Genomic DNA, 23545 nt, shown 5'->3' on the forward strand with positions numbered 1-23545 from the left:
TGATTAGAGCTGCCTTTTTTTATTTAATTAAAAAGTAAATTTTCAAAAGCATCAAAATCTACATCCGGCGTTATTTCATAAAAATAATTTAACTGCCATTCCTGGGTTTTCTGAGCTTGTTTACTTGTCGTTTCATACCAGGGCGGATAAACACGAGTAGCTCTTTTTCCTTCTGTAGTTTTCGTAGAGAAGATTTCTTTTTCTAATAAGATTGCTTTCGGAAATATAAATTGTCCAAATTGAGCATCTTTTCTCACACTAACGATTACAAAATCAATATCGTCTGAAGAATCAAATGGTTCAATAATTCCAAAGATATTCCGTTTCCATAAAGTCACAAACTGACCTATTTTTGTTGGGGTAATTTTAGCTTCACGATAAAAGATACGTTTTTCATTTAAATAAAAAACATGACCACCGTATTCGGCGCTTTCAGGATCTGCTTTTGGCTGCGTACAATCAAAATCATAACAATCATAAACTAATTCCTTGGCAAGTATCAGGTCTTTGGGGAAGGACTTTTGATTTGACCAATGGTTTTTGATTATCATTTTGAGAAAGTTTGCTTTGAGGCTTGTTTTCAAAATTATGTAGGTTTAGGGGGTTACGTAGGTTTGGGTTTAATAGTTAATATTTTTTTTTAAAATGAAACATTCAATCCAAAATTCAATCCCCATTGGAATTGGTTAAAAGATTGATTATTCAAGGGGTTAATATAGTAATTTATTGTGGGTTCTGCAAAAATATTTGTTTTTTTGTAAATTTTGTATTGAACCGTACTGCTTAAGGTTGAACCGTATACAAAATCATTGGCATTCAGATTCTGACCTATCGCATTTCCGTCCAAAGCCGCATTGTTCGAAATTAATTTACCCACAAAACCACCGGTGTTTAAACTGATACTGGCTTTGTTTTTAGTAAATACAGCATACGAAACCTCCAAAGGCATCTCAAGATATCTTAAACTTTGATCTAAATTTCCAGTTTGTACATTATCACTTTGTATATCATTGCTTTTTATGGCATTTATAGTACTATTTGAAACAAATACATAATTAGAATTATTAATTATTTTTGGCGCAGCTGTAGTTTCATTTTGATTAAAATAATCACTTGGGCTTAAAGATGCTGAAGTACCAACTTTTGAATTGATATAAGATACATTAGCAACACTTTGACCTAATTCATTAATTTTAAAACCAGAACCTACAGCCCATTTTTTATTAATCTTATATTTTGTTTTTACACCATAAGTAGTACCTTGTTTAGAATCGTTTGTATTGCCCAGCGTTTTGTCATTTTTGTAATTTTCAGAACTGGCAACTCCGGCAAAAACAGCAAGATCCCATTTTTCGGCATTAGAAAGAGGTTTAGTTTCTTTTTCTTTTTTAACTTCTTTATTATCAGCAATACCTTTTTCTAAATTTTGAAGTTCTGCCAGTTGAACAGAATCTTTTTTGCTTAAAGCGTTATTAGATTTTGAACTGTTATTTTGAGCGCTGGCAATTGATTTATCAAATAAAATACTTTCGTTTTTTTGCTTCGTTTTATTTTCAGCAAAAGATTTCTGATTGTTATTTACGCCTGAGTTTGCAGGATTAAAAGCAAGACCATTATTGTTTTTATTGTTTGAAGTTAGTTTATCTTCAAAAATAGAATTCGACAGTTTGTTTTTTGAACCAGAATTAAAACCGTTTGTTTTACCGGAACTGAATGTTTTCTCGGCTAAAATTTTATCTGCAGTTTTTTTGTCCGTATTTAATTTTTGATTTTTTGATAATGAATTCAATGGATCTCCTTTTCCAGTTCCGGTTGTAAATGTTTTTTCGGCTACAGCCTGATTTGCATTTCTTTTTGCGGAATTTGGCATTTTATTTTTTGAAGCCGAATTAAATTGATTTCCAGTTCCGGTTGTAAATGTTTTTTCGGCTACAGCCTGATTTGCATTTCTTTTTGTGGAATTTGATATTTGATATTTTGAATCCGGATTATTTTGATTTTCTTTTTCAGAAGAAATTGTTTTTTCGGCTACACTTTTATTGATGTTTCTTTTTTCAATATTTAATTTTTGATCTGAAGCATTATTTGAAGCATCATTATTAGAATCCGCATGAGCAACTGCAGTTTCTGGATTTTGATCTTCTTTCGAATTATTTAAATTATTTTCAGTGTTATTTGTTGTTGAAACTTCTGTATTACGATCTGATTTTCCTTCAATACCATTTCCTTCTGTAGAGATTGAATTATTTTTATTTACATCATTTTTTTTCTCTTCAAAAACAACATTATTATTTCCTTTTGAGCCATTATCTATATTCTTAATTCCAGAATCTGAATTAAAATGTAAAACAGAAGGGAGCAACAAGCCTAATAATAGACATGCTGCAGCCGACCACCAAAGAATTGCTCTTTTCTTCTTTTTAGGTTTGTCTAATTTTTCCTCAATTTGCCCCCATAATTCTGGCGGCGGAACACTTGAAAAGTTTTCCATTGATGAAAAAATATCTTCTATATTTTGTTTCTTCATGCTGTTTTAAAATTTTTTATGCTCAAAATTCTTTTTTGCAAAATCCCCTTGGCCCTGTTTAAATTTGATTTTGATGTTCCTTCTGAAATCTTTAATAATTCGGCGATTTCTTTGTGTTTCATTTTTTCAAAAACATACAAGTTAAAAACCGTCCGGTATTGATCAGGTAAATCCCGAATATACTCTAACAATTTTTCTTGTTCTATTGGGATAATATCTAATTCCTCTTCTTCAATAAAATCAGTATCAGGATCAAAAACATCGAGAAAGAAACTTTCCTTTTTCTTCTTATTTAAAGTCTCGATTAGTTTATTAATGAAAATACGTTTTAGCCAGCCCTCAAAACTTCCTTCAAATTTGTATTGGCTTATTTTTTGAAAAACAATGACAAATGCTTCTTGAAAAACATCTTTGGCATCGTCTTCATTTTTCATATATTTTAGGCAAATACCATACAAGACAGGAGAGAACAACTGATATATCTTCAGTTGTCCAGCCCTGTCATTTTTCATGCATTGCCTGATATATTTTTCTAAATCGTCTTTCAAAAAGTGGTTAAATTTGGTTTTGCAAAAATAGCGTTTATAAGCTTATAAAACTATCTTTTATAAATAGTGCGAGTTGCGTCCTGGCTGTTACTTACAATCGTTAGGTTTTGATTGTCAAGGTTTTCTATGATGTAAGTTTTGCCTTCAAACGTAATTAAATCATGTTCTGACTGATCAAAAAAACCAATGCCTTTTTCTATTTTATACGTACTATTTCTAATTTCCACATCATTTTTATACGTGATAACGCGTCCTTCAGGAGTAAAAATTACCTTTTTATTAAACCCAATAGTTTTAGGAGTTGAGGTATACGGATTACTTGCTCCGCCAATAGATTTTTCCCAGATCCAAGTATTCACTATCGATCCCGAAGTTACACCTGTTGCCTCAAATGAATAAACTGTTGAGAAAAGGCAAAATACAATAAAAAATAAAAAATGCTTTTTCATGATTCAATTAGTTTAAGCTTGTAATTTTGTCTTTAATCGCTTTTTTGAATGCTTTTACTTCAGCACTTTGATCTTGAGTATCGTTGTTATCAATATATATTTTGGTAACCGTTATGCCTTGGCGCAGTTCAAAATAAATACCACCCTGATCAGCTGAATCCGGAGAACCATACGTTTTGGTTTGTCCTTTTAGGTTTAAAATTTCTGTAGGAACATTTTTCAGGAATAAAGTATAATCGCCTCTTTTTGCTGTTGCAGTATATTTATATTGACCAAAATCATAACTTCCGTTCACTACATTTTGGAATTTCATAATGTTGAAGTCGTTAATCTGGTAGAATTTTTGACAATCAGAACCCGTACATTCGCTGAAAAAACTTCCAATCACGATATTATCCGGACTTTCTGTAGTTCTGTTAAAAAGGATTGGTTTTGGAGTAAACGGAATTAAAATAAAATCAGACGGATATGTTGGCGAATTTGTTGTTGGCTCACCAGGAAGTGGCGCTTTTTCGTAATAATTGATTAAAACTTCGCAATTATTTTGAACAATCGAAGTAATCTTGATCGTATATCCGCTAGTTGGTTTTACTCCTGCAAAAATGCCAACTAACATGTTTTTAGTAAAATCGATATTTGGATCACTTGCATTTGGACACGTATTTGCGTGTTTCGTAAAATAATAGTCCATTTTTTCTTGAGAACCAGCTACAACTGCAGCCGGATTATTAGGTAAACTTTTAACGGCATAATTACATAATAGAGGAAATCCTGTAAAAGAAAGTGTGGTATTCGTTCCGCAATCTACATTCAAATCTTCACCGCCAAGCGAGCAGGCGCTGAATCCAAAAGCTATAAATAAGCTCAGCATTAATTTTTTCATGATATTTTAATTAGGTTATATTTTGTAGATGTGCTTTTTATAGAATGGTTGCGTATAAAATATTTTTTAATTGAATTTTTTCAGAATGTTTGTTTATTTTAGAAATGGCAATAATTCGTGAAATTTTGGTTTTAAAAATTAACGACTACGTATTATTGCGTACTTTTACTTAAAAATAAACTTAGTTATGATTGACTTTCTTCCTGTTTTATTGGCTTTTGTTGTTGCATTATTCTTAGGGATTTACTTAGGAAAAATGTTGTTTTCGGCTAGGTTTCAATCAGAAAAAGTAGGTTTGGAAGAAAGATTAAATGCGAATCTGAATCAATTGCAATTGCAGAAAGAGCAATTTGAAAACGAAAGAAGAAATTTCGAAAAACAGCTTCAATTTACAAATTCAGAAAAAGAAAATATCCGAACAGAAAAAGACAGTCTTGCCATTCAGCTTTCTAAAAAAGAAGTCGATTTTGAAAATTTATGGGAACGCCATAAAGAACAAAAAAATGAAATCTCTGAATTACAGGAAAAATTTACCAAAGAATTCGAAAATCTGGCTAATAAAATCCTTGAAGAAAAATCAGCTAAATTCACCGAACAAAATAGCGAAAACATGAAAAATATCTTGCTGCCTTTGCAGAATAAAATTCAGGGTTTTGAACAAAAAGTAGAACAAACACATAAAGAAAGTATTGATTATCACGCCGCTCTACGCCAACAAATTTTAGGCTTAAGCGAAATGAACGCTCAAATGAGCAAAGAGACGCTAAACTTGACGAAAGCTTTAAAAGGCGATAGTAAAATACAGGGAAATTGGGGAGAACTGGTTTTGGAACGCGTTTTAGAAAAATCAGGTTTAGAAAAAGGACGTGAATATGAAGTGCAGCAAAGTTTTACAAATACCGATGGGAACAGGGTTTTCCCCGATGTCGTAATCAATTTGCCGGACGGTAAAAAGATGATTGTCGATTCTAAAGTTTCTCTTGTTGCTTATGAAAGATGGATCAACGAAGAATCTGAAATCCTTAAAATTGATTTTCTAAAAGAACATGTATTGTCTATTAAAAGACACGTCGAACAACTCGGAAGTAAAAATTACCATGATTTATATCAGATAGAAAGTCCTGATTTTGTTTTGCTTTTTATCCCGATAGAACCCGCTTTTGCCATTGCGCTAAACGAAGATTCGACCTTATATAATAAAGCCTTTGACCGCAATATTGTTATTGTTACGCCAACGACATTATTAGCGACTTTAAGAACAATTGACAGTATGTGGAGCAATCAGAAACAGCAGGAAAATGCTTTTGAAATTGCCAGACAAGCCGGAGCATTATATGATAAATTTGAAGGTTTTGTAATGGATTTGGTCAGAATTGGAAATAAAATTAAGGACACAAAAACCGAATACGAAAACGCCATGAATAAATTGGTTGATGGCAAAGGAAATTTAATTTCAAGCGTAGAAAGACTGAAGAAAATGGGAGCAAAGGCTAAAAAGTCGCTTCCGGAAAATATTATTGCAAGAGCTTCAAATACAGACGAAAATCAATCTTTAAATTAAAATCGTATGAAAAGAATTTTTATAATTATTCCGGCAATTTGTGTATTGATTGTTTCAGCGTATTTCGCTTTTATTTATTACGTTCCGTATAGCGAAGGATATCGTTCCGGCGAATTAATCAGGATGAGCCATAAAGGTGTCGTGATGAAAACCTGGGAAGGCGAGATAAGCCAAGGCGTTTCCGGATCGCAGATATTTAGGTTTTCGGTTTTAGACAGCGATAAAGATGTAATAGATCAATTGAATAATTTAGAAGGCCAATATGTAAAATTGACTTATATAGAACGATACAGAACTTTTAGCTGGTGGGGAGATTCTCATTATTTTATCACGGCTGTTCGAAAAGAAACTTCCCCATTTAAATATAAATAAACAATATGACTGCAGATTTTAAACCCGTTTCTTCATCAAAAATTAGTATTTCAGAATTAATGTTACCGTCGCACACTAATTTTAGCGGTAAGATTCACGGAGGATATATTTTACAATTATTAGATCAGATTGCTTTTGCTTCTGCATCAAAATTTTCCGGGAATTATTGCGTAACCGCTTCGGTTGATACGGTAAATTTTTTAAAACCAATTGAAGTTGGCGAATTGGTAACCATGAAAGCTTCTGTAAATTATGTGGGCAGAAGTTCTATGATTGTAGGTATTCGTGTTGAAGCAGAAAATATTCAGACCGGAGCCGTAAAACATTGTAATTCGTCTTATTTTACAATGGTTGCAAAAGATAAAGAAGGAAAAAGTGTTGCCGTTCCGGGACTTATTTTATCCAGTTTAGATGAAGTACGCCGTTTTAGAAAATGCATCAAACAAATTGAATCTAAAAAAGAAGTTGAAGAACATGCCAAAATAACCAATGTAAATTCTATTGAAGATTTGGCGAGTTTAGATAAATACAATGTACTTTTAGAAATTAGTTAAAATAATAAATTAGATAAGAAATGGTAAAATTTGGATACACAATTTTGTATGTAGAAGATGTCGAAAAATCGATTGTGTTCTACGAAAACGTATTTGGATTCGCGAGAAAATTTATTGCACCAGAAAATGAGTATGGCGAATTGAATACAGGAGATACTACGATTTCATTTGCATCAAAAAACTTAGCAAATCAAAATTTAAAAGAAGGTTTTATAGAAAGTACTTTAGAAGATAAGCCTTTTGCAATTGAATTGGGTTTTATAACCGATAAAGTTGAAGAATTAGTGCAAAAAGCAACTTCGTTTGGAGCAATATTAGTTTCAGAACCAAAGCAAAAACCATGGGGACAAATCGTTGCCTATGTGAGAGATTTGGACGGATTTTTAATAGAGATTTGTACAGAAGTTGAAGGGTAAGATTTAATATTTGAATAAATATTATGTAGTGTCCCTAAGGGACATTTTTGACAATAGATATTTTTTGTACCAATATTTAATTCCTAAGAATATCTCATAGGGATTATAATATTTTAATTTTGCGGGATTATTTTCTGCCAATATTTATTCCTACGAATATCTCATAAAGATTTTAATTTGAGATTTTAATTTTGCGGGATTATTTTCTGTCAATATTTATTGCTACGAATATCTCATAAAGATTTTAATTTGAGATTTTAATTTTTGCGGGATTATTTTCTGCCAATATTTAATTCCTAACGGATATCTCATAGAGATTACACGTTAGGAATTTTTGATTTTACGCAATGCTTTTTCTTCCCATATTAATTCTCATAGAAATATCTCGTAGAGATTACATGTTGGTAGAAAAAAAATACATCCGCTCCAATTGTCCCGTAGGGACAACATATATAATTCTTCACAAATATCTTTTACTCATTTCACATTTCACAATAAAGATTTCACAACAAAAGAAAACATTTCACAAATATTTAGCATAATATCAGAGACTTAAAGCCAGAAATTTTCGTAACTTTAAAATATAGGACTAATTCCTATAAGAATGTTTCACGGAGTATTGCCATTCGACTTTTTTAAAATTAGTAAGTCCAGTTTTTTCTCTTCTTAAAATAAAAAAATCGATTGACATAATTGTTTAAATAGTAACGATTATGAAAAAAATTACCTTATTTATTTTACTCTTTAGCGCTTATTCCGTTATTGCTCAGGATAAATTTTATACCAATTCAGGAACAATAAATTTCGAAGCTTCGGTACCATTTTTCGAAGAAATAAAAGCCGTAAACAGACAGGTTGCCATTATTTTGGAGCCAAAAGCCAGTACTTTTATTTGTACTGTTGTCATCAAAGATTTTCGTTTTAAACTTGATATGATGCAGGAACATTTTAATGAAAATTATCTCGAAAGCAATCGATATCCTAAAGCTGTTTTTAAAGGAAAAATTGAAAAATTTGATTTAAAAGATATAAATGAAATTGAAAAGCAATATCAAATAAAAGGAAAATTAGTAATGCACGGAAAATCAAGAGAAGTTATTGTAAATGCCCTGATCAAAAAAATGGGTGACGGAATCCAGATTATATCTGATTTTCCGATTTCTATAGCTGATTTTGATATTGAGATTCCAACCCGAATTGCGGATAAAATTTCAAAAACTGCCAATACAGAATTAATTGGTGTAATAAGAAGTAACGAATTAAACTATCTGACTTTAAAATAATTAGTTCAGACAATTTATAATTGCCTTTTCTAAATCTGTAAATTGAAACTCAAAACCGGCCTTCTGAATTTTTGCCGATGAAACCCTTTGTCCAGTTAGAACAGCAACACTCATTTCGCCCAAAGCAATCTTAAGGAGAAAAGCAGGTATTTTAGGAAGCCAGATTTTGTATCCGTATAATTTAGCAAGCGTTTTTGATAATGTTAAGTTTGTAGTATTATCTGAAATAGTTGCGTTATATGGACCTTGTAATTGTTCGTCTGTAACTGCTTTTAAATAAATTTGAGATAAATCTTCGACATGAATCCAGGGGATATATTGTTTTCCTGTTCCTAAAACGGCGCCAAAACCCGATTTAAAACTCGGAATTATTTTTTTCAGGAAACCTCCGTCATTGCCTAAAACAATTCCGGTTCTCACATTTACAGTTCTTATTCCCAGCGCTCCAATTTTATCAACGGCGTTTTCCCATTCCTGACACGTTATGCCTAAAAAATCCTTTGCGGGCGATGTCATTTCATTGCAAATTTTATTGCTGTTTACAGCGCCATAAATTCCAACTGCCGAAGCTGAAATAAAAGCGTCCAACTTTTTATTGTTGTTTTTTAAAATTGAAAATATAAGATCAATCGGTTTTACACGACTTTCTAAAATTAATTTTTTGCGTCTGTTACTCCATCTTTTTTCGACTATTCCCTCGCCGGCTAAATGAATAATATAATCTGCTTTTAAAATGGCTTCTTCTTCAATAAAATTTTGATCTAAATTCCATTTGTAGTACTTAATCAAGAGTGTGTTTTTTCTGTCAGAGCGGGTTAAAACAGATACGGAAAAACCATTGGCAATTAAGACGTTTGTCAGATGTTTGCCAATAAAACCAGTGCCTCCGGTAAGTAAGATATTTTTAGCCATGATAGTTTATAATATATTTAACATTACCTTCTGTTGAGGCATAAGTAAAGATACTTAAACATTGATTATCTTTAACAAAATTCTAAATTTAATGAAATGGCTGCTAAAAAAAAGAATATCACAAGAGATGAAATCGTTTCAAAATATATGGATGAAGTTTTAGAAAAAGGACAGAAACCAAAATCTGTTTATCATTTTGCAAAAGAAAATGATTTTACTGAAGCTGAATTTTATACTTTTTTTGGAACATTGGAAGGTTTAGAAAAAGAGATTTTCAGATTGTTTTTTGTTAATACAATTGACTTATTGCATAAAAATGGAGATTATCTCGAATACGATATGAAAAACAAAATGCTCAGTTTTTATTTTACATTCTTCGAAATTCTGACCGCAAACAGAAGTTATGTTTTGCAGTCGTTAAAACTCGACAGAAATCCGCTTAAAAATTTAGTACAATTAACGTCACTTCGTGAGGGATTTAAAGAATATGTTTCTGAAATCTTAACAGACGATTACAGACTTGAACAGGAAAAACTTCAAAAATTTCAGGAAAAAACCATTCAGGAAACTGCCTGGTTACAATTAATGATGACGATAAAATTCTGGATGGACGATGCTTCGCCGGCGTTTGAAAAAACAGATATTTTTATCGAAAAATCGGTTAACGCTTCATTTGAATTAATGAATGTTGCACCTATAAATCATTTGATAGATTTTGGAAAATTTCTATTCAAAGAAAAAATATACAGCAAACAATGAAAACAATAGATTATATCCCAACGTCAAAAATAGAAAGAGCCAGCAAATTGGTACAAACCGGTGCAAAAGTAGGCGTAAACTATATAAAGCATTATGCTGAGAAAATGGTAAATTCTGATTTGACGCGTGATAAACTCAATGAAAATAATGCCGAAGATATTTACGACGGATTAAAAAGCCTGAAAGGAAGCGCATTAAAAGTTGCGCAAATGCTGAGTATGGATAAAAACTTTCTGCCACAGGCATATGTGGAGAAATTCTCGTTATCGCAATTCTCTGTTCCGCCGCTTTCTGCTCCTTTGGTTTTAAAAACGTTCAAAACTAATTTCGGAAAAACTCCTTATGAAATTTTTGATGAATTCAATGCTAATTCTGTCAATGCGGCAAGTATTGGTCAGGTTCATTTAGCAACGAAAAATGGAAAAAAACTAGCCGTTAAAATTCAATATCCTGGTGTTGCCAATAGTATTTCGTCAGATTTGGCTTTAGTAAAACCTATTGCGATTCGTATGTTTAATCTTCAGGGAAAAGATTCTGATAAATATTTTAAAGAAGTTGAAGACAAACTAATCGAAGAAACCAATTATTTATTGGAATTAAAACAAAGTCAGGAAGTTGTTGAAGCTTGCAGTAAAATCGAGAATATTCTTTTTCCGGGTTATTATCCTGAGTTTTCATCAGAGAAAATTATCACAATGGATTGGATGACCGGAATTCACCTTTCCGAATTTACAGCAAAAAATACAGATCGCGAAGTGGGCGATAAAATTGGTCAGGCACTTTGGGATTTCTATATGTACCAGATTCATGTTTTGCGAAAAGTACACGCAGATCCGCATCCGGGAAACTTTCTGGTAGACGATCAAAACCATTTGATTGCACTGGATTTTGGATGTATGAAACAAATTCCAAACGAATTTTACGTGCCTTATTTTGAGTTAATCAATAAAAATGTGATTACAGATCAGGCACTTTTTAATCAAAAATTATTCGAATTAGAAATTCTTCGTCCCGATGATACAGCTTCAGAAATTGAATATTTTACCGAGATGTTTCATGATTTGTTATCGCTTTTTACGAAACCTTTTCAAGGTGAAACTTTCGATTTTGCCGATGAAACTTTCTTTGAAAGTATTGCCAAATTAGGCGAACGTTTCTCAAATGATACAAATCTCAAAAAAATGAACGGAAATCGTGGTTCAAAACATTTTATTTATATGAACCGTACTTTCTTTGGATTGTATAATTTAATGTTTGATTTAAAAGCGAAGATAAATGTTGAGAATTATTTGAAATACTAGTTCTTTGTTTCAGGTTTCAAGTTTCAGGTTGCGTAACTTGAAACTTGAAACCTGAAACAAAATAACTACTTTAAGATTCCTTTTTTATAAGTCGCAATCGCGCGATCTCTTGCAAAAGCATGCTCGACCATCGGTTCGTTATAACCCAAATCAAATTCAGGAATCCATTTGCGGATGTAGATTCCTTTTTCGTCAAATTTCTTTTGTTGAATTTCGGGATTAAAAACCCTGAAATAAGGTGCAGCATCACAACCAGTTCCGGCTGCCCATTGCCAGTTTCCAACATTTGACGCTAATTCAAAATCTAATAATTTTTCGGCAAAATAAGCTTCGCCCCATTGCCAGTTAATGAGTAAATGTTTGCATAAAAAACTCGCCACCACCATGCGAACGCGATTGTGCATATAACCGGTTTCATTCAATTGGCGCATTCCGGCATCTACCATCGGGTAACCTGTAGTTCCGGAACACCAGCGTTTAAAATCATCTTCGTTATTGCGCCATTCGATTCCGTCATAAGCCGATTTGAAATTGTGATTCACAACATTAGGAAAACTAAACAGAATCTGGATAAAAAATTCTCTCCAAATCAATTCGCTTAAAAAAGTTTGATTTTTTCTGTTTGCCCAATTTACTAATTTCCGAATACTTACTGTACCAAAACGCAAATGTGGCGAAAGATATGAAGTACTGTCTAAAGCCGGAAAATCCCGTGTTTCTTTATAATTAGAAATTTGTGTTAAGTTGTGAGGAAGCACTTTTATGAAACTTCTTTCAAAACCAATTTCAGATAATTCAGGAAAAGGAAATTGATTTTTAGTAAAATTAGAGAACAAAGGTTTTGTGTCATATTCAGAAGCTTGTCCTGAAAGATGGTATTTCTCGAGCCATTTATTTTTATACGGTGTATAAATCGTGTACGGAAGTCCGTCAGCTTTTGTGATTTCTTTTTCTTCAAATATCACGTGATCTTTGAATGAGAAAACTTCAGCATTGTTTTCTTTTAATAAAGAACTAATTGCCAAATCACGTTTTATGGCGTAAGGTTCATAATCTTTATTAAAGAAGATTTGTTGAATATCGAATTCTTCTACAAGTGATTTCCAAACGTCGAAAGTTTTTCCTTTTTTGATTAAAATCGAGGATTCAATTGTGTGGAGTTCGTTATTTATTTTTTCAAGTGAATCATAAATAAAGCTTACACGTGCATCATTTTTGGGAAGATGTTCCAAAATATCTTCATCAAATATAAATAAAGGAATCACGGGAAAATCTGATTGAAGGGCATGGAATAATCCAATATTATCTTCTAATCGTAAATCTCGTCTAAACCAGAAAAAGGTTGCTTTTTGTTTCATTATAAAATTCTGTCCTGTTTTTTCGCCACGAATTCACGAATTTTTTTGTAATGTTTTAATTCGTGAATTACTTCGTCTATTCCCTTCGGTCGAGTCGTGGCTAACTTTTTAAATGCTTGTATTGAATAATTCTTCGATTTTGTTGCGGCGATAATCAAAAATGGTTTTTAGTTTGTTTTTGACCATTATATAATTTGCAATTTGGCCTAAGAAGCCAAATGGTAAAGCATAATGCACAACGTCAGTCATTTTTGTGCCGGTTTCAGTGGGTTCAAAAAAGTGTTTGTGATGCCATAATGCATAAGGTCCGAAACGTTGTTCGTCTACAAAATATTCATTTTCCTGAGAAACTGTGATAATGGTCATCCAGTTGATTTTGATTCCTAAAAGCGGTTTTAAAGTATAGGTAATAACTTGTCCGGGATACATGCGTTTGCCATCAAAATCCTGGATCTCAAAACTCATATTGTCGAGCGTTATGGTTTGCAGGTTTTTTGGGCTTGAAAAAAAGTCCCAACATTCTTCGATACTGGCGTTTATATGTTGTACGGCTTCTAATTTATATACTTTCATACTATCAATTATTACGGATTGTTCTTGAAGGAGCTGTTGCGTTAGGGATTGAAGTGAGCTCTTTTTTTGAGAGGCTTTTGCCGAACAAAAAAAGCGGGAACGGAAAGCCTAATCCGCCGCGGCGGATAACAAATTTTGCTACATTTTATAATATTTGAAGGGAACGAATAACATTCCGAAACATTCTCCGTGCTCTTTTCCCAAATGTTTATGATGTATTTTATGTGCTTTTCGTAAACCAATGAGGTATTTGTTTTTGGTGTTTTTAAACCATTTAAAGCGCTGATGAATCAAAACATCATGTATTAGAAAATAACACAGACCGTAAAAAGTGACGCCGCATCCAATGAAAAACAAATAATTGAACCCGCCCTGAACGCCAAAATAAAACAGAATGATACTGGGAATCGCAAAAATGACAAAGAAAATATCATTTCGCTCAAAAGTATGTTCGTATTTAGGCTGGTGATGATCTGCATGAAAATACCACATAAGTCCGTGCATGATGTATTTATGGGTTAGCCATGTTACACATTCCATGAAGAGAAAAACGCTTAAAAAGATTAAAAAAGAAATCATTTTGTTAATTATTGAAGTATTAAATTATCATTTAAAGTATAAAGGCATAGATTTTAAGTGCGAATAAGTTTGTTTGAGTGTTTATTTTGGCTTTTATCTATATGCTATGCCTTTTATGTTATAGGTAAATTCTAAACAAGTTTTAATTTGTAAGTTACAAAAGATTGCGCTAAAAGCCCGGCCTTGGTATAATTTGAAACCCTGATTCTTGAATTTCCTATTTCGTAATAAGGTGTATTTTTGAGTTTTTTCAGCAGTTTTTTATAGTAAATATAAGCAGTATAAACACCAAATTGTGCTTCTATTGGGAGCTTTATGATTCCTTGATAAGCAATTCTAAAATCTTCTTCGATTTCATTTATAATGGCTGTTTTTGCATTTTCATCAAAAGTATTGAGATCAACTCCCGGAAAATAATTTCGGTTTAAAACCAAATTATCATCTTTTAAATCTCTCAGAAAATTTACTTTCTGAAAAGCCGACCCCAAACGCATTGCTTCAGCTTTCAATTGGTCGTATTTTTGATCGTTTCCTTTTACAAAAACCTTGAGGCACATTAAACCCACAACATCTGCAGAACCATAAATGTAATCTTCATATTCGGTTTGTGTGTTGTAATTTGATTTTATAAGGTCAAGTTTCATGCTTTTTAAAAAAGCCTGAACTAATTCGTCAGTAATATTATATTCTTTTACAGTATGCTGAAATGAGTTTAAAATTGGGTTTAAACTTATGTTCATTTCCATTGCTTTATAATATTCTTTTTCGAAATCATTGATAAGTTCTTCTTTGTTATAATCATGAAACGAATCAACGATTTCATCCGCAAAACGCACAAAACCATAAATACTATAAATAGAATCGCGAATGCTTGGCGACAGCATTTTGACTGCTAATGAAAATGAAGTGCTGTAGTTTTTGGTAACCAGCTTGCTGCATTTGAAAGAAACGGCGTCGAATAGTGATTTCATTTTTTAAGATCTAAAAGATTTTTGAATTAACTCAGCTACTAATTTTCCTGATATTAAAGCAGGCGGAACACCTGGGCCAGGAACCGTTAATTGTCCTGTAAAATATAAATTACGAACTTTTTTACTCTTTAGTTTTGGCCTTAGAAATGCAGTTTGCAATAAAGTATTTGCCATCCCGTATGCATTTCCTTTATATGCATTATAATCTGTTACAAAATCGTTCTTGCAAAAAGATCTCTTAAATATAATGTTATTTTTGATTTTTTGTTGTGTAATATGTTCAAAACGCGTTATAATTTTTTCGAAATATTCTTCTCGAAGTGTTTCATTATCAGTAATTCCCGGCGCTAACGGAATAAGAAAAAAAGCACTTTCCATTCCTTCCGGAACTGCGGTTTTATCTGTTTTTGATGGAAAATTGGCGTAAAACAAAGGCGCTTCCGGCCATTTTGGATTATCATAAATATCAATCGCATGCTGATTAAAATCGACATCAAAAAATAAAGCGTGATGCGTAATATTTTCTATTTTTTTATTAAATCCCACGAAAAAAAGGAGAGAAGAAGGGGCGAAAATCCGGCTTTCCCAATATTTCTCAGAATATACGCGATGTTGTTTTTCCAGTAAAGTTTCGGTATGATGATAATCAGCACCGCTTAAAACCACATCTGCCTGAATAAATTCTCCGTTGATAATGATTCCGGTTGCCGTTTCGTTTTCGACAATTATTTTTTCTATTGGTGAATTGGTTTTGATGGTAACGCCTAATTCCAAAGCCAGTTTTTCCATTCCCCGAACGACGTCAAACATTCCGGTTTTTGGATGCCAGGTTCCTAGTCCAAAATCGGCGTAATTCATAAAATTATAAAACGAAGGTGTTTTGGTTGGTTTTGCGCCTAAAAATAAAACCGGAAATTCAAGGATCTGAATTAGCTTTTCATTTTTAAATTTCTTGTGGATATCAGTACTTACGGTGCTAAAAAATTGATTTAATTTTAAAATCGTTTCAGGCGTAATTAATTCAAGCGGGGAAATTCCCGGACGATAAACTAAATCTTTAATCGCAATATCATAATTGCTTTTTGCCTGATTTATGAAAGCTTCTAATTTCTGGCCACTTCCTTTTTCGATGTTTTCAAAAGTGGTTTTTATTTCCTCCAGATTATCATAAATATTGATGAAATCATTAACGCCAAAATAAACCCGATAAGCCGGATTTAGTTTTATAAGCTCATAATAATCTGATGGTTTTTTATTGAAATCCTGAAAAAAACGCTCAAAAACATCTGGCATCCAATACCAGCTTGGTCCCATATCAAACGTAAAACCGTCTGACTTAAATTGTCTTGCACGGCCGCCAATGCTTTCGTTTTTTTCATAAATAGTGACTTTGTTACCTTGCCTGGACAAGTAACATGAAGCGGCTAAAGCAGAAAAGCCTGATCCTAGTATTGCGATTGTTTTTGTCATTTGTTTAACAAATATACAAAAACTTTAAACAAAAAATATTATATCATATTAATTGTTTCTTCCATAGATTCAAAAATGCGGATTCTTTCCGGTAAATTTTTCTGGTCGATGTGTTCAACCATATTGCCCATAAGCCAGATTTCATTGTTTTGCAGCAATAATTTTTGTCCCATTGATTTGACATACTGATTTATAACGCTGCGGTCAGGCTGAATTGTCATAAACGAAACGAAAGTAATATTCTCGAAATGTCTGGTAAGATCCTGCAGGTTTTCAATTGGCATGCTTTCGCCCAGATAAATGGTTTTGTATCCTTTTGATAAAATTTCATATTGCAGGTATAACAAACCTATTTGATGAATTTCATTTAAGGGTAACGAAAGAACAAAAATCCGATCTGTTTTGGTTGGTTTCTGAATTTGAAGACTTTCAGTATATATTAATATTTTTTGCTTGATTAAATGGCTCATGAAATGTTCATTTGCCGGAGTTATGGTTTCGGATTGCCACAATAATCCCAATTCTTTCAATAAAGGAAGAAAATGTTCCTTGAATACTTCTTTGAATGATTTTTCAGAAATTAACCAGTCAAAAGTGTTGAAAAATTGTTCCTGGTCAAAATTCATCATGGCCATTTTAAAGGAAGTAATGGCAAAGTTTTGTGAATTCTTTTTTGAGATAATTTCGCGAACCAATTGTGGAATTTTCTCTTCTGAATAAGTAGCAATTTTAGAAATCTTATAACCGTATTCGTGTAATAATGTTATGTTTAAAAGTTTCTGTAGGTTTTGTAAATTATAAAGCCTGATATTCGTATCAGTACGCATGGGCTCAAGAATGTTATATCTCTTTTCCCATATTCGAATGGTATGAGCTTTTATTCCAGATAAATTTTCAAGGTCTTTTATACTAAAAACAGTCTTAATATTGTTTATCATTCTATTGAATTTGGTCAAACAAAAATAGAATAAAATCTGAAATTTCGTTTAAAACTTCAGTAAAATGATAGATTATTAAAAGTTTGTAGTATCATACTGATTTAATTTATCCAGATGCAATATTGTTTTAGAACCATCTTTACTTCTGTTGTACATTGTTCTGAATTTCGCACCATAAATTATTTCATTAAAAGTATATGATGTTCTTGCTGCGACTGTGTTGCTAAACATATCATCAAAGGTGGTTATGAAAACCAGAATTTCACCATGTATCTTTTTAAAGTCTTCTTCGGTAAAATTGTATAAGGGGCTATTTTCGGTTATAGGATGCACTAATGTCCAGCTTAAAGAAAGCGCATTTATGGTATCGAGTTCGAGTTCTAATTTGTAGAATTTATTTGTTGTTATCCCGTCTTCTTCCAGGCTTATTCCTAAAGTCATTTTGGCTGTAGCATCTGTAAAATTGGTATTTTTAAAAGGAACAAGACGAATCATCAAACCTTTTTGCGCTCCATAAGGTGAAATTAATGCATTGTGCGAAAACTTTAAAAAAGCGGTTGGTTTGCTGAATCTTCCAAAAAATAAACCTGTTGCAATAGCAAAACTCAGTAAGCCAATTAAAGCTTCGGCTGCGGATAATGCGCTTGTTAAAAAACCGGTTGGGCTAATGTGTCCGTAACCAACAGTTGTAAAAGTTTGCGCGCTAAAAAAATAAGCCTGACCAAATTGTATTAACTCACTTTGAGATTGTGCAATTCCGTCCAGATGCTGAATGCCAATAGCGTAATAAATTATGGCAAAAATAAAATTGATGATAATATAAAAACCAAACAAAATAGACAGGAATTTCCAGTTTGGCATCTCGATCATGGTATGGTACCAACTAATGCGGTGCAATAAATGCATACCAGTTTTTTCGATATTTGGCGTTCCGTTTTTGTTTACAAATCGACCTCCGTAACTGCTGGCATTTGTTCCAAAACCGGAATTTTTGTCGGTTTGGGCATTATTGTTTATTTTTCTTAAAAGCGACATGTATTTTTTGTCAGGTTATTGTTTGATTACTTTTTTGGTGCTTTTTCCATTTTCATTTGAAACAGAAATAAAATAAATTCCTTTTGGATATGAACTCCAATCGGTTTTCACGGTGTTTGAATTTTGTTTTGATTCATACAGTAAATGCCCTGAAACATCATACATTTTATAATTTAGAATAGGCTGACCCGCCTGAATCGTTAATGAATTTGTAACGGGATTTGGATACAAAATTAGATTATTTAATTCACTGTTTTCAGCTATGGATAAATTATTATCTGATGTTGCAATCCAGCTTGACGCCAAAGCATTATCCAGGTCTGTGCTGGAAAGCTGTAGATAATTTCCGTTGCCATCTGCGGCCGGCCAAGGAGCTGTATTGGAGTATTCTACAGTATCGATCGTGTTTCCAAATCCGTCTGCTAAAACAATTTTTTGTGAAGTATTGGAAAGATTACGAGAGAATTGCCCAAAAGCTGTTTTGCCGTATTTAGCTTCAAAACTGGTTTTGTTGCTTGTTATGTATAAACTTTGGCCGGCTAATAACGTTGTATTGGCCGGAAATTGATACGAAAGTCCAAGTTCTTTTAAATAAACGCCGGTTAGGTTTGCATTTGTATTTCCTGTGTTTGTGAGTTCGATAAATTCTAAATCATTACTGGTTGGAAAACTTGCCGAAACACTTGGATTATAATTGATTTTTGTAATGACAAGCGATGGAATTTCAATATTGCTGCAACCTGAATAACTTCCTAATTGAGTCGTCATCCAACTAATTCTATTGGATAAAAATGTTTTTAGATTGTTAATTTCAAGTGCATCATTTGGAATTGTTCCCCATTTTTGATTTTCCCTAACTTTTGCTTCGCTGATATAAGCTGCAGTTTGATCTATAAATTGAGAAAGAGTATTGTAATTTAAAGGTTGTCCTGACTGCGTTAGCTCGTTCCATCTTTTCGAAAAATAGCATTTATAAGTACTGTCATTAAATAAATCACGCCAGAATTTAGCGCCTTCATTATCTCCGTTTGAGAATTGCCAAACATTATATTTACTGCGATCATAACCCCATGAAAATAAATCATTGCCATACGATAAATTAAAATCCCAGATTGGGCCTGCGCGCAATTTTCCGTCTTTGTCTTTATGAAAATAAGTGCTGTATTGATAACTGTCGACGTTTGAAGCCAACTCTGCCAAAACCATATAATCAACAAACGACGGAACATCAATAATCGATGGATATCCGGTTGCTAAATCAATATTATGTGCGTTTGAAGTGGTTTCGAGACTTAAAAACTGATCTTTGATATAATTATTTTGCTGAACAGTAATGTTTTCAGGTTTTGGTAATTCATGAATAAAATCAACAGAACCAGCGTATGAAGCCATCGTCCAGGCAACAGGATCTCCTCCGGTTGTTTTGTCTGATTTGGTAATATACCCTCCACTCATATTGGGAAGCGTATTGTCAGAATCAGCCATTTTTATAACGTTTACCCTGCTGGTATTTGATTTTATTTTTTCCTGTAAAATATACAAACCCTGATAAGCGCCATTTATCACCACTTCGCAATAAACAGTTCGGGAGGCATAATCACCAATTTGTCGGGATAAATTATAAGAGATATAATCTCGAATGCAGGACGGATCAAATGCTAAGGAATTTAAAACCCAGTCATTTTCTGCGGGCATTCCAAGCAGGCTGACATTATTATTGCTTGTATTATTTGCTTTTAAAGTCGTAAAACCATAAGGCTTTTTTGGAAGAGATTGCGAAGTTGATCCTCTAAGTTCAATACCAATACGTCCGTTATAATCAAGATAGGTATTTGTATTACTGTCGGTTAGATAATTTCTTGTTCCGTCAGGTCTTTTAATGATTTTCATCGATGCTAAAACTTTTGGATCATCCGGAATTTCAGCTGGCAAATTTGTAGCAGGATTAATATCGGTATTAATGATTACGATTGGCAAATTACTATCTGTAAAAGTTTGTGATTTTACAGTGGTTGACAAAAAAAACACCAATAAAATTAAAAGGATATTTGATGTGTAAGTTTTTGAAAAGTAGTGGTTTATCATAGTTAGATTAATTTTAACAAATGTAATCATAACTATAATACTTATAAAAAAGCGGATTTTTTTTGCGAAAAACAGATTAAAAACAACCTGCAAACATGTTGTTTTGCAGATTGTTTTCTGTTAAGCTTATTTTGATTTGTTATTTACAAAAAGTAGCTCTGTTTTTTATAGCACTTTGACTTCCTAATTCAATTGCTTTTGAAAAATCTTTACATGCATTTTTCTTGTCTCCTAATTTATTATACGCCAAAGCCCTTAAATTGTAAGCGATATAATCTTTTGGATTTAAACCAAGAGAAGAAGTACAATCGGAAATGGTTTCCTTAAAGTTTTGTAATTTGTAGTTTACGTTTGCGCGGCCCGTAAAAGCGTCGGCGTTCATGTCGTCTAATTCGATTGTTTTGCTAAAATCGTCTAAAGCTCCTTTTAAATCATTGAGTTTGCATTTTGCTACGCCTCGGTTTTGATATGCCTCGACAAATTTTGGGCTCATTGCGATGGCTTTTGTATAATCGGCGATTGCGCCTTTTGTGTTGCCGGCTTCGGCTTTTTTCATGGCTTTGTCAAAATAGCCAGTTGCAGATTGTGCCCAGCTCGAGCACGTAATCATGATAAACGATACTAGTAATAAATGTTTCATAAACCAATTTGGGATTTAGGTTAGTAGGTTAATTATTCTAAAAACGAATTTAATAAAGTTTTGTTTTGTTGCGGAAGTTCTTTTGTTAAATAATGAGCAATAATTTTGAAGATGATTATAGTTTTCTAAATCTATAATTTATTTTGAAAATGGGTGCCCTAGCCCAGACAGGAGCGGCATCCTTTTTCTGGCTTCTTTAGCCGGGAAAAGATACAGCGGATGGCTGGATTAGCTCCTGAAAAAAATGATAAACGATAAATTTAAAAGGTTTTGTTTTTTAGAAATAACTGAAAAGAATCAAATAATAATCCAAACCTGATAAATAATAATTGACGTTATGATACTAAAAAACATATCATACATTTGTCTCACAACAAGCAATATAAAATATAGTGAGCCAAAAATTACGTATTATAGTTTTCTTTTTCTTTAGCTTCATTTGCGGAATATCAAGCGCTCAAAATACTGAGATTGATAGTTTGAAGAGGATTCTGATTCACACAAAAATTGATACTTCAAAAGTAAATCAGTACAATAAAATTGCGGATTTGTATAAAGAAATCAATCCTGATTCGACTTTGTTTTATGCACAAAAAGCATCGCTTATTAGCAAGAAAACAGATTTTACTTTTGGACTTGCAACGGCTTATGTGAACAAAGGAAATGCTTCGATTATTTTGGGAAATTATCCTGTTGCTTTAAAATATTTTAAAAGTGCCCAAACTGAATTTAAAAAAGCGCTGCAGGAAAACCCGAATAAGAAGGAAATAAAAAGCGGATTGGCGCGATCTTATGCGAGTTCCGGAGTTGTATATTCGGAGCAAAGCAATCAAAGTATGGCTTTGAAAAATTATGAAGAAGCCTTGAAATTATATCAGGAAATTGATGAACAGGCAAATGTTTCTAAGGCTTTAAATAATATTGGAATCATATATAAATCACAGCTTAATTACCCAAAAGCTTTAGAATATTTAAAGAAAGCATCTCAAATTCAATCGGTTTTAGGTGAACAGAATGCGGCGGTTACGCTGACTAATATTGGTGTAATTTATTTTGAAACCGGGCAGGACAAAAACGCTTTTGCATATTATGAGAAAGCAAAAAACCTGTTTGAGAAAAATGAAAACAAACGCGGATTTGCGTTATTGTGTAATTATCTGGGCGATTATTATAAGAAGCAAAAAGATGTAAATCTCGCTTCAGATTATTATAAAAAGTCATTGGATTTGTATGAAGAACTGCAGAATAAATTTGGCGCAGCACTTTCTTTATATAATATCGGAAACTTATTGCTGGAACAAAAAAAGTATAAAGAAGCAATGCCTTTTGCGCAAAAATCACTTGATTATGCCAAGGAAATCGGCGTTCTCGATCAAACGTATCATTCAGAAAAACTGCTTAGCGAATTGTATGAATCGTTGAATAATCCTAATGAAGCTTTATTGCATTATAAAAATTATGTGGCTGCACGCGACAGTATTATTAACGAAACTACCAGTATGAAATTTGCTTTGGCCGAAGTAAATTACGAATACAAACAAAAAGAAGCTTTATTGTCTGAGAAGAATAAAAGACAGATTCAGTTTATCATTTTTTCGATTCTGGGAACTTTATTACTGATCGCTTTGATTTTGGTAATTTATAACAGAATGCAGGTAAAACGCCAACTGACATTGAAAAAAGAAGTGGCAGAATACGAACAGAAAGCGCTGCATTTGCAAATGAATCCGCATTTTGTATTTAATTGCCTGAGTTCGATTTCGAGTTTTATTGTTCAGAACGGAACAGATTCGGCTTTGAAATATTTGTCTAAATTTTCAAAGCTAATGCGTCTGACACTCGAATATTCTAAAGGTTCGTTGATTCCGATTGATAAGGAAATCGAGAGTTTACAGAATTACCTGGAACTGGAACAGCTCCGTTTTCATGACAAGTTTGAATTCGAAATAAGATCAAGCGAAAGAGTAGAATTTAATATGGGATTATCGCCCTTATTGATTCAGCCTTTTGTAGAAAATGCTATTCTTCACGGAATTGTTCCAAAAGAAGGAAACGGAAAAATTGAAGTTGATTTTGATGTAGAAAACGATCAGTTGATTTGTACGATTACGGATGATGGAATTGGTTTGTCTGAATCGAAACATCTGAAAGAAAACTCAGTTACGGCGCATAAATCGATGGCGTTGGAAATCACGAAAAAGCGTTTGGAAATCATGGAATCCATCACATCCAAATCGGCACAAATAGAAATTACCGAATTACAATCTGATAATAAAAAAGCGGGCACAAAAGTAGTTTTACGATTGCCTGTTCAATACATACCCTAATTTT

23 protein-coding genes are annotated in these 23545 nt (G+C 32.7%); 8 read left to right on the forward strand and 15 right to left on the reverse strand.

The features are described 5' to 3' along the window. Positions 1-23 precede the first annotated feature (23 nt). From ACZ0AH_RS05075 to ACZ0AH_RS05095, 5 genes are all read right to left on the reverse strand, one after another. Positions 24-551, reverse strand: a complete 528-nt coding sequence (locus tag ACZ0AH_RS05075; RefSeq protein ID WP_463474757.1) for a MepB family protein — start codon at positions 549-551, stop codon at positions 24-26. Positions 552-640: 89 nt separating this feature from the next. Continuing rightward, positions 641-2527 (reverse strand): hypothetical protein, encoded by a 1887-nt coding sequence (locus ACZ0AH_RS05080; RefSeq protein WP_463474758.1) that lies wholly within the window; start codon positions 2525-2527, stop codon positions 641-643. After that, positions 2524-3039 (reverse strand): RNA polymerase sigma factor, encoded by a 516-nt coding sequence (locus tag ACZ0AH_RS05085; protein ID WP_463478087.1) that lies wholly within the window; start codon positions 3037-3039, stop codon positions 2524-2526. The genes ACZ0AH_RS05080 and ACZ0AH_RS05085 overlap by 4 nt, the downstream gene beginning before the upstream one ends. An 86-nt stretch (positions 3040-3125) precedes the next feature. Beyond that, positions 3126-3524: a hypothetical protein gene (locus ACZ0AH_RS05090; RefSeq protein ID WP_463474759.1), complete on the reverse strand. Its 399-nt coding sequence runs from the start codon at positions 3522-3524 to the stop codon at positions 3126-3128. 7 nt (positions 3525-3531) lie between these two features. Continuing rightward, on the reverse strand, positions 3532-4407 hold the full coding sequence (locus ACZ0AH_RS05095; protein WP_463474760.1) for a protease complex subunit PrcB family protein: 876 nt from the start codon (positions 4405-4407) through the stop codon (positions 3532-3534). A 187-nt stretch (positions 4408-4594) separates the two neighbouring features. Here ACZ0AH_RS05095 and ACZ0AH_RS05100 point away from each other — a divergent pair, with 187 nt between their 5' ends. From ACZ0AH_RS05100 to ACZ0AH_RS05120, 5 genes are all read left to right on the forward strand, one after another. Continuing rightward, positions 4595-5968, forward strand: a complete 1374-nt coding sequence (locus ACZ0AH_RS05100; RefSeq protein WP_463474761.1) for a DNA recombination protein RmuC — start codon at positions 4595-4597, stop codon at positions 5966-5968. A 6-nt stretch (positions 5969-5974) separates the two neighbouring features. Beyond that, a complete protein-coding gene (locus ACZ0AH_RS05105) occupies positions 5975-6340 on the forward strand; it encodes a 6-phosphogluconate dehydrogenase (RefSeq protein WP_463474762.1) in 366 nt (121 codons plus the stop codon). A 5-nt stretch (positions 6341-6345) separates the two neighbouring features. Beyond that, positions 6346-6894 (forward strand): acyl-CoA thioesterase, encoded by a 549-nt coding sequence (locus tag ACZ0AH_RS05110; RefSeq protein WP_463474763.1) that lies wholly within the window; start codon positions 6346-6348, stop codon positions 6892-6894. Positions 6895-6914: 20 nt separating this feature from the next. Beyond that, positions 6915-7310: a VOC family protein gene (locus tag ACZ0AH_RS05115; protein ID WP_463474764.1), complete on the forward strand. Its 396-nt coding sequence runs from the start codon at positions 6915-6917 to the stop codon at positions 7308-7310. A 713-nt stretch (positions 7311-8023) separates the two neighbouring features. Further along, positions 8024-8593 carry a YceI family protein gene (locus ACZ0AH_RS05120; RefSeq protein WP_463474765.1) on the forward strand — a complete coding sequence of 190 codons (570 nt, stop codon included), beginning with the start codon at positions 8024-8026 and terminating at the stop codon, positions 8591-8593. Here the strand turns inward: ACZ0AH_RS05120 and ACZ0AH_RS05125 are convergent, their stop codons facing one another. Beyond that, positions 8594-9505 carry a TIGR01777 family oxidoreductase gene (locus tag ACZ0AH_RS05125; RefSeq protein ID WP_463474766.1) on the reverse strand — a complete coding sequence of 304 codons (912 nt, stop codon included), beginning with the start codon at positions 9503-9505 and terminating at the stop codon, positions 8594-8596. Positions 9506-9601: 96 nt separating this feature from the next. On the opposite strand from ACZ0AH_RS05125, the gene ACZ0AH_RS05130 reads away from it, so the two are divergent. Continuing rightward, on the forward strand, positions 9602-10264 hold the full coding sequence (locus tag ACZ0AH_RS05130) for a TetR family transcriptional regulator C-terminal domain-containing protein (RefSeq protein WP_463474767.1): 663 nt from the start codon (positions 9602-9604) through the stop codon (positions 10262-10264). Then, a complete protein-coding gene (locus ACZ0AH_RS05135; protein ID WP_463474768.1) occupies positions 10261-11565 on the forward strand; it encodes an ABC1 kinase family protein in 1305 nt (434 codons plus the stop codon). The genes ACZ0AH_RS05130 and ACZ0AH_RS05135 overlap by 4 nt, the downstream gene beginning before the upstream one ends. Before the next feature lie 65 nt (positions 11566-11630). Here the strand turns inward: ACZ0AH_RS05135 and ACZ0AH_RS05140 are convergent, their stop codons facing one another. From ACZ0AH_RS05140 to ACZ0AH_RS05180, 9 genes are all read right to left on the reverse strand, one after another. Further along, positions 11631-12926, reverse strand: a complete 1296-nt coding sequence (locus tag ACZ0AH_RS05140; protein ID WP_463478088.1) for a cryptochrome/photolyase family protein — start codon at positions 12924-12926, stop codon at positions 11631-11633. A gap of 105 nt (positions 12927-13031) precedes the next feature. Next, positions 13032-13496, reverse strand: a complete 465-nt coding sequence (locus tag ACZ0AH_RS05145) for an SRPBCC family protein (protein ID WP_463474769.1) — start codon at positions 13494-13496, stop codon at positions 13032-13034. A gap of 138 nt (positions 13497-13634) precedes the next feature. Continuing rightward, positions 13635-14075 carry a sterol desaturase family protein gene (locus ACZ0AH_RS05150; RefSeq protein WP_463474770.1) on the reverse strand — a complete coding sequence of 147 codons (441 nt, stop codon included), beginning with the start codon at positions 14073-14075 and terminating at the stop codon, positions 13635-13637. A gap of 131 nt (positions 14076-14206) precedes the next feature. Beyond that, a complete protein-coding gene (locus tag ACZ0AH_RS05155; RefSeq protein WP_463474771.1) occupies positions 14207-15046 on the reverse strand; it encodes a phytoene/squalene synthase family protein in 840 nt (279 codons plus the stop codon). A 3-nt stretch (positions 15047-15049) separates the two neighbouring features. After that, entirely contained in the window at positions 15050-16516 is a 1467-nt protein-coding gene (locus tag ACZ0AH_RS05160) for a phytoene desaturase family protein (RefSeq protein ID WP_463474772.1), read from the reverse strand. Between the two features lie 38 nt (positions 16517-16554). Beyond that, the gene (locus ACZ0AH_RS05165; protein WP_463474773.1) at positions 16555-17454 is read right to left on the reverse strand and encodes a MerR family transcriptional regulator; all 900 of its coding nucleotides are present in this window, start codon (positions 17452-17454) and stop codon (positions 16555-16557) included. 75 nt (positions 17455-17529) lie between these two features. Beyond that, a complete protein-coding gene (locus ACZ0AH_RS05170) occupies positions 17530-18489 on the reverse strand; it encodes an ion channel (RefSeq protein WP_463474774.1) in 960 nt (319 codons plus the stop codon). A gap of 15 nt (positions 18490-18504) precedes the next feature. After that, on the reverse strand, positions 18505-20574 hold the full coding sequence (locus ACZ0AH_RS05175) for a CotH kinase family protein (RefSeq protein ID WP_463474775.1): 2070 nt from the start codon (positions 20572-20574) through the stop codon (positions 18505-18507). A 139-nt stretch (positions 20575-20713) separates the two neighbouring features. Next, positions 20714-21214 (reverse strand): tetratricopeptide repeat protein, encoded by a 501-nt coding sequence (locus tag ACZ0AH_RS05180; protein WP_463474776.1) that lies wholly within the window; start codon positions 21212-21214, stop codon positions 20714-20716. A gap of 392 nt (positions 21215-21606) precedes the next feature. Here ACZ0AH_RS05180 and ACZ0AH_RS05185 point away from each other — a divergent pair, with 392 nt between their 5' ends. After that, entirely contained in the window at positions 21607-23541 is a 1935-nt protein-coding gene (locus ACZ0AH_RS05185; protein WP_463474777.1) for a tetratricopeptide repeat-containing sensor histidine kinase, read from the forward strand. The last annotated feature ends 4 nt before the right edge of the window (positions 23542-23545 follow it).

Source organism: Flavobacterium sp. AC105, from assembly GCF_979258495.1.

Excerpts from the sequence above, each read along its gene's own strand:
- ACZ0AH_RS05075 (WP_463474757.1), bottom strand. The coding sequence starts at position 551 with ATGATAATCAAAAACCATTGGTCAAATCAAAAGTCCTTCCCCAAAGAC.
- ACZ0AH_RS05080 (WP_463474758.1), bottom strand. The coding sequence starts at position 2,527 with ATGAAGAAACAAAATATAGAAGATATTTTTTCATCAATGGAAAACTTT.
- ACZ0AH_RS05085 (WP_463478087.1), bottom strand. The coding sequence starts at position 3,039 with ATGAAAAATGACAGGGCTGGACAACTGAAGATATATCAGTTGTTCTCT.
- ACZ0AH_RS05090 (WP_463474759.1), bottom strand. The coding sequence starts at position 3,524 with ATGAAAAAGCATTTTTTATTTTTTATTGTATTTTGCCTTTTCTCAACA.
- ACZ0AH_RS05095 (WP_463474760.1), bottom strand. The coding sequence starts at position 4,407 with ATGAAAAAATTAATGCTGAGCTTATTTATAGCTTTTGGATTCAGCGCC.
- ACZ0AH_RS05100 (WP_463474761.1), top strand. The coding sequence starts at position 4,595 with ATGATTGACTTTCTTCCTGTTTTATTGGCTTTTGTTGTTGCATTATTC.
- ACZ0AH_RS05105 (WP_463474762.1), top strand. The coding sequence starts at position 5,975 with ATGAAAAGAATTTTTATAATTATTCCGGCAATTTGTGTATTGATTGTT.
- ACZ0AH_RS05110 (WP_463474763.1), top strand. The coding sequence starts at position 6,346 with ATGACTGCAGATTTTAAACCCGTTTCTTCATCAAAAATTAGTATTTCA.
- ACZ0AH_RS05115 (WP_463474764.1), top strand. The coding sequence starts at position 6,915 with ATGGTAAAATTTGGATACACAATTTTGTATGTAGAAGATGTCGAAAAA.
- ACZ0AH_RS05120 (WP_463474765.1), top strand. The coding sequence starts at position 8,024 with ATGAAAAAAATTACCTTATTTATTTTACTCTTTAGCGCTTATTCCGTT.
- ACZ0AH_RS05125 (WP_463474766.1), bottom strand. The coding sequence starts at position 9,505 with ATGGCTAAAAATATCTTACTTACCGGAGGCACTGGTTTTATTGGCAAA.
- ACZ0AH_RS05130 (WP_463474767.1), top strand. The coding sequence starts at position 9,602 with ATGGCTGCTAAAAAAAAGAATATCACAAGAGATGAAATCGTTTCAAAA.
- ACZ0AH_RS05135 (WP_463474768.1), top strand. The coding sequence starts at position 10,261 with ATGAAAACAATAGATTATATCCCAACGTCAAAAATAGAAAGAGCCAGC.
- ACZ0AH_RS05145 (WP_463474769.1), bottom strand. The coding sequence starts at position 13,496 with ATGAAAGTATATAAATTAGAAGCCGTACAACATATAAACGCCAGTATC.
- ACZ0AH_RS05150 (WP_463474770.1), bottom strand. The coding sequence starts at position 14,075 with ATGATTTCTTTTTTAATCTTTTTAAGCGTTTTTCTCTTCATGGAATGT.
- ACZ0AH_RS05155 (WP_463474771.1), bottom strand. The coding sequence starts at position 15,046 with ATGAAATCACTATTCGACGCCGTTTCTTTCAAATGCAGCAAGCTGGTT.
- ACZ0AH_RS05160 (WP_463474772.1), bottom strand. The coding sequence starts at position 16,516 with ATGACAAAAACAATCGCAATACTAGGATCAGGCTTTTCTGCTTTAGCC.
- ACZ0AH_RS05165 (WP_463474773.1), bottom strand. The coding sequence starts at position 17,454 with ATGATAAACAATATTAAGACTGTTTTTAGTATAAAAGACCTTGAAAAT.
- ACZ0AH_RS05170 (WP_463474774.1), bottom strand. The coding sequence starts at position 18,489 with ATGTCGCTTTTAAGAAAAATAAACAATAATGCCCAAACCGACAAAAAT.
- ACZ0AH_RS05175 (WP_463474775.1), bottom strand. The coding sequence starts at position 20,574 with ATGATAAACCACTACTTTTCAAAAACTTACACATCAAATATCCTTTTA.
- ACZ0AH_RS05180 (WP_463474776.1), bottom strand. The coding sequence starts at position 21,214 with ATGAAACATTTATTACTAGTATCGTTTATCATGATTACGTGCTCGAGC.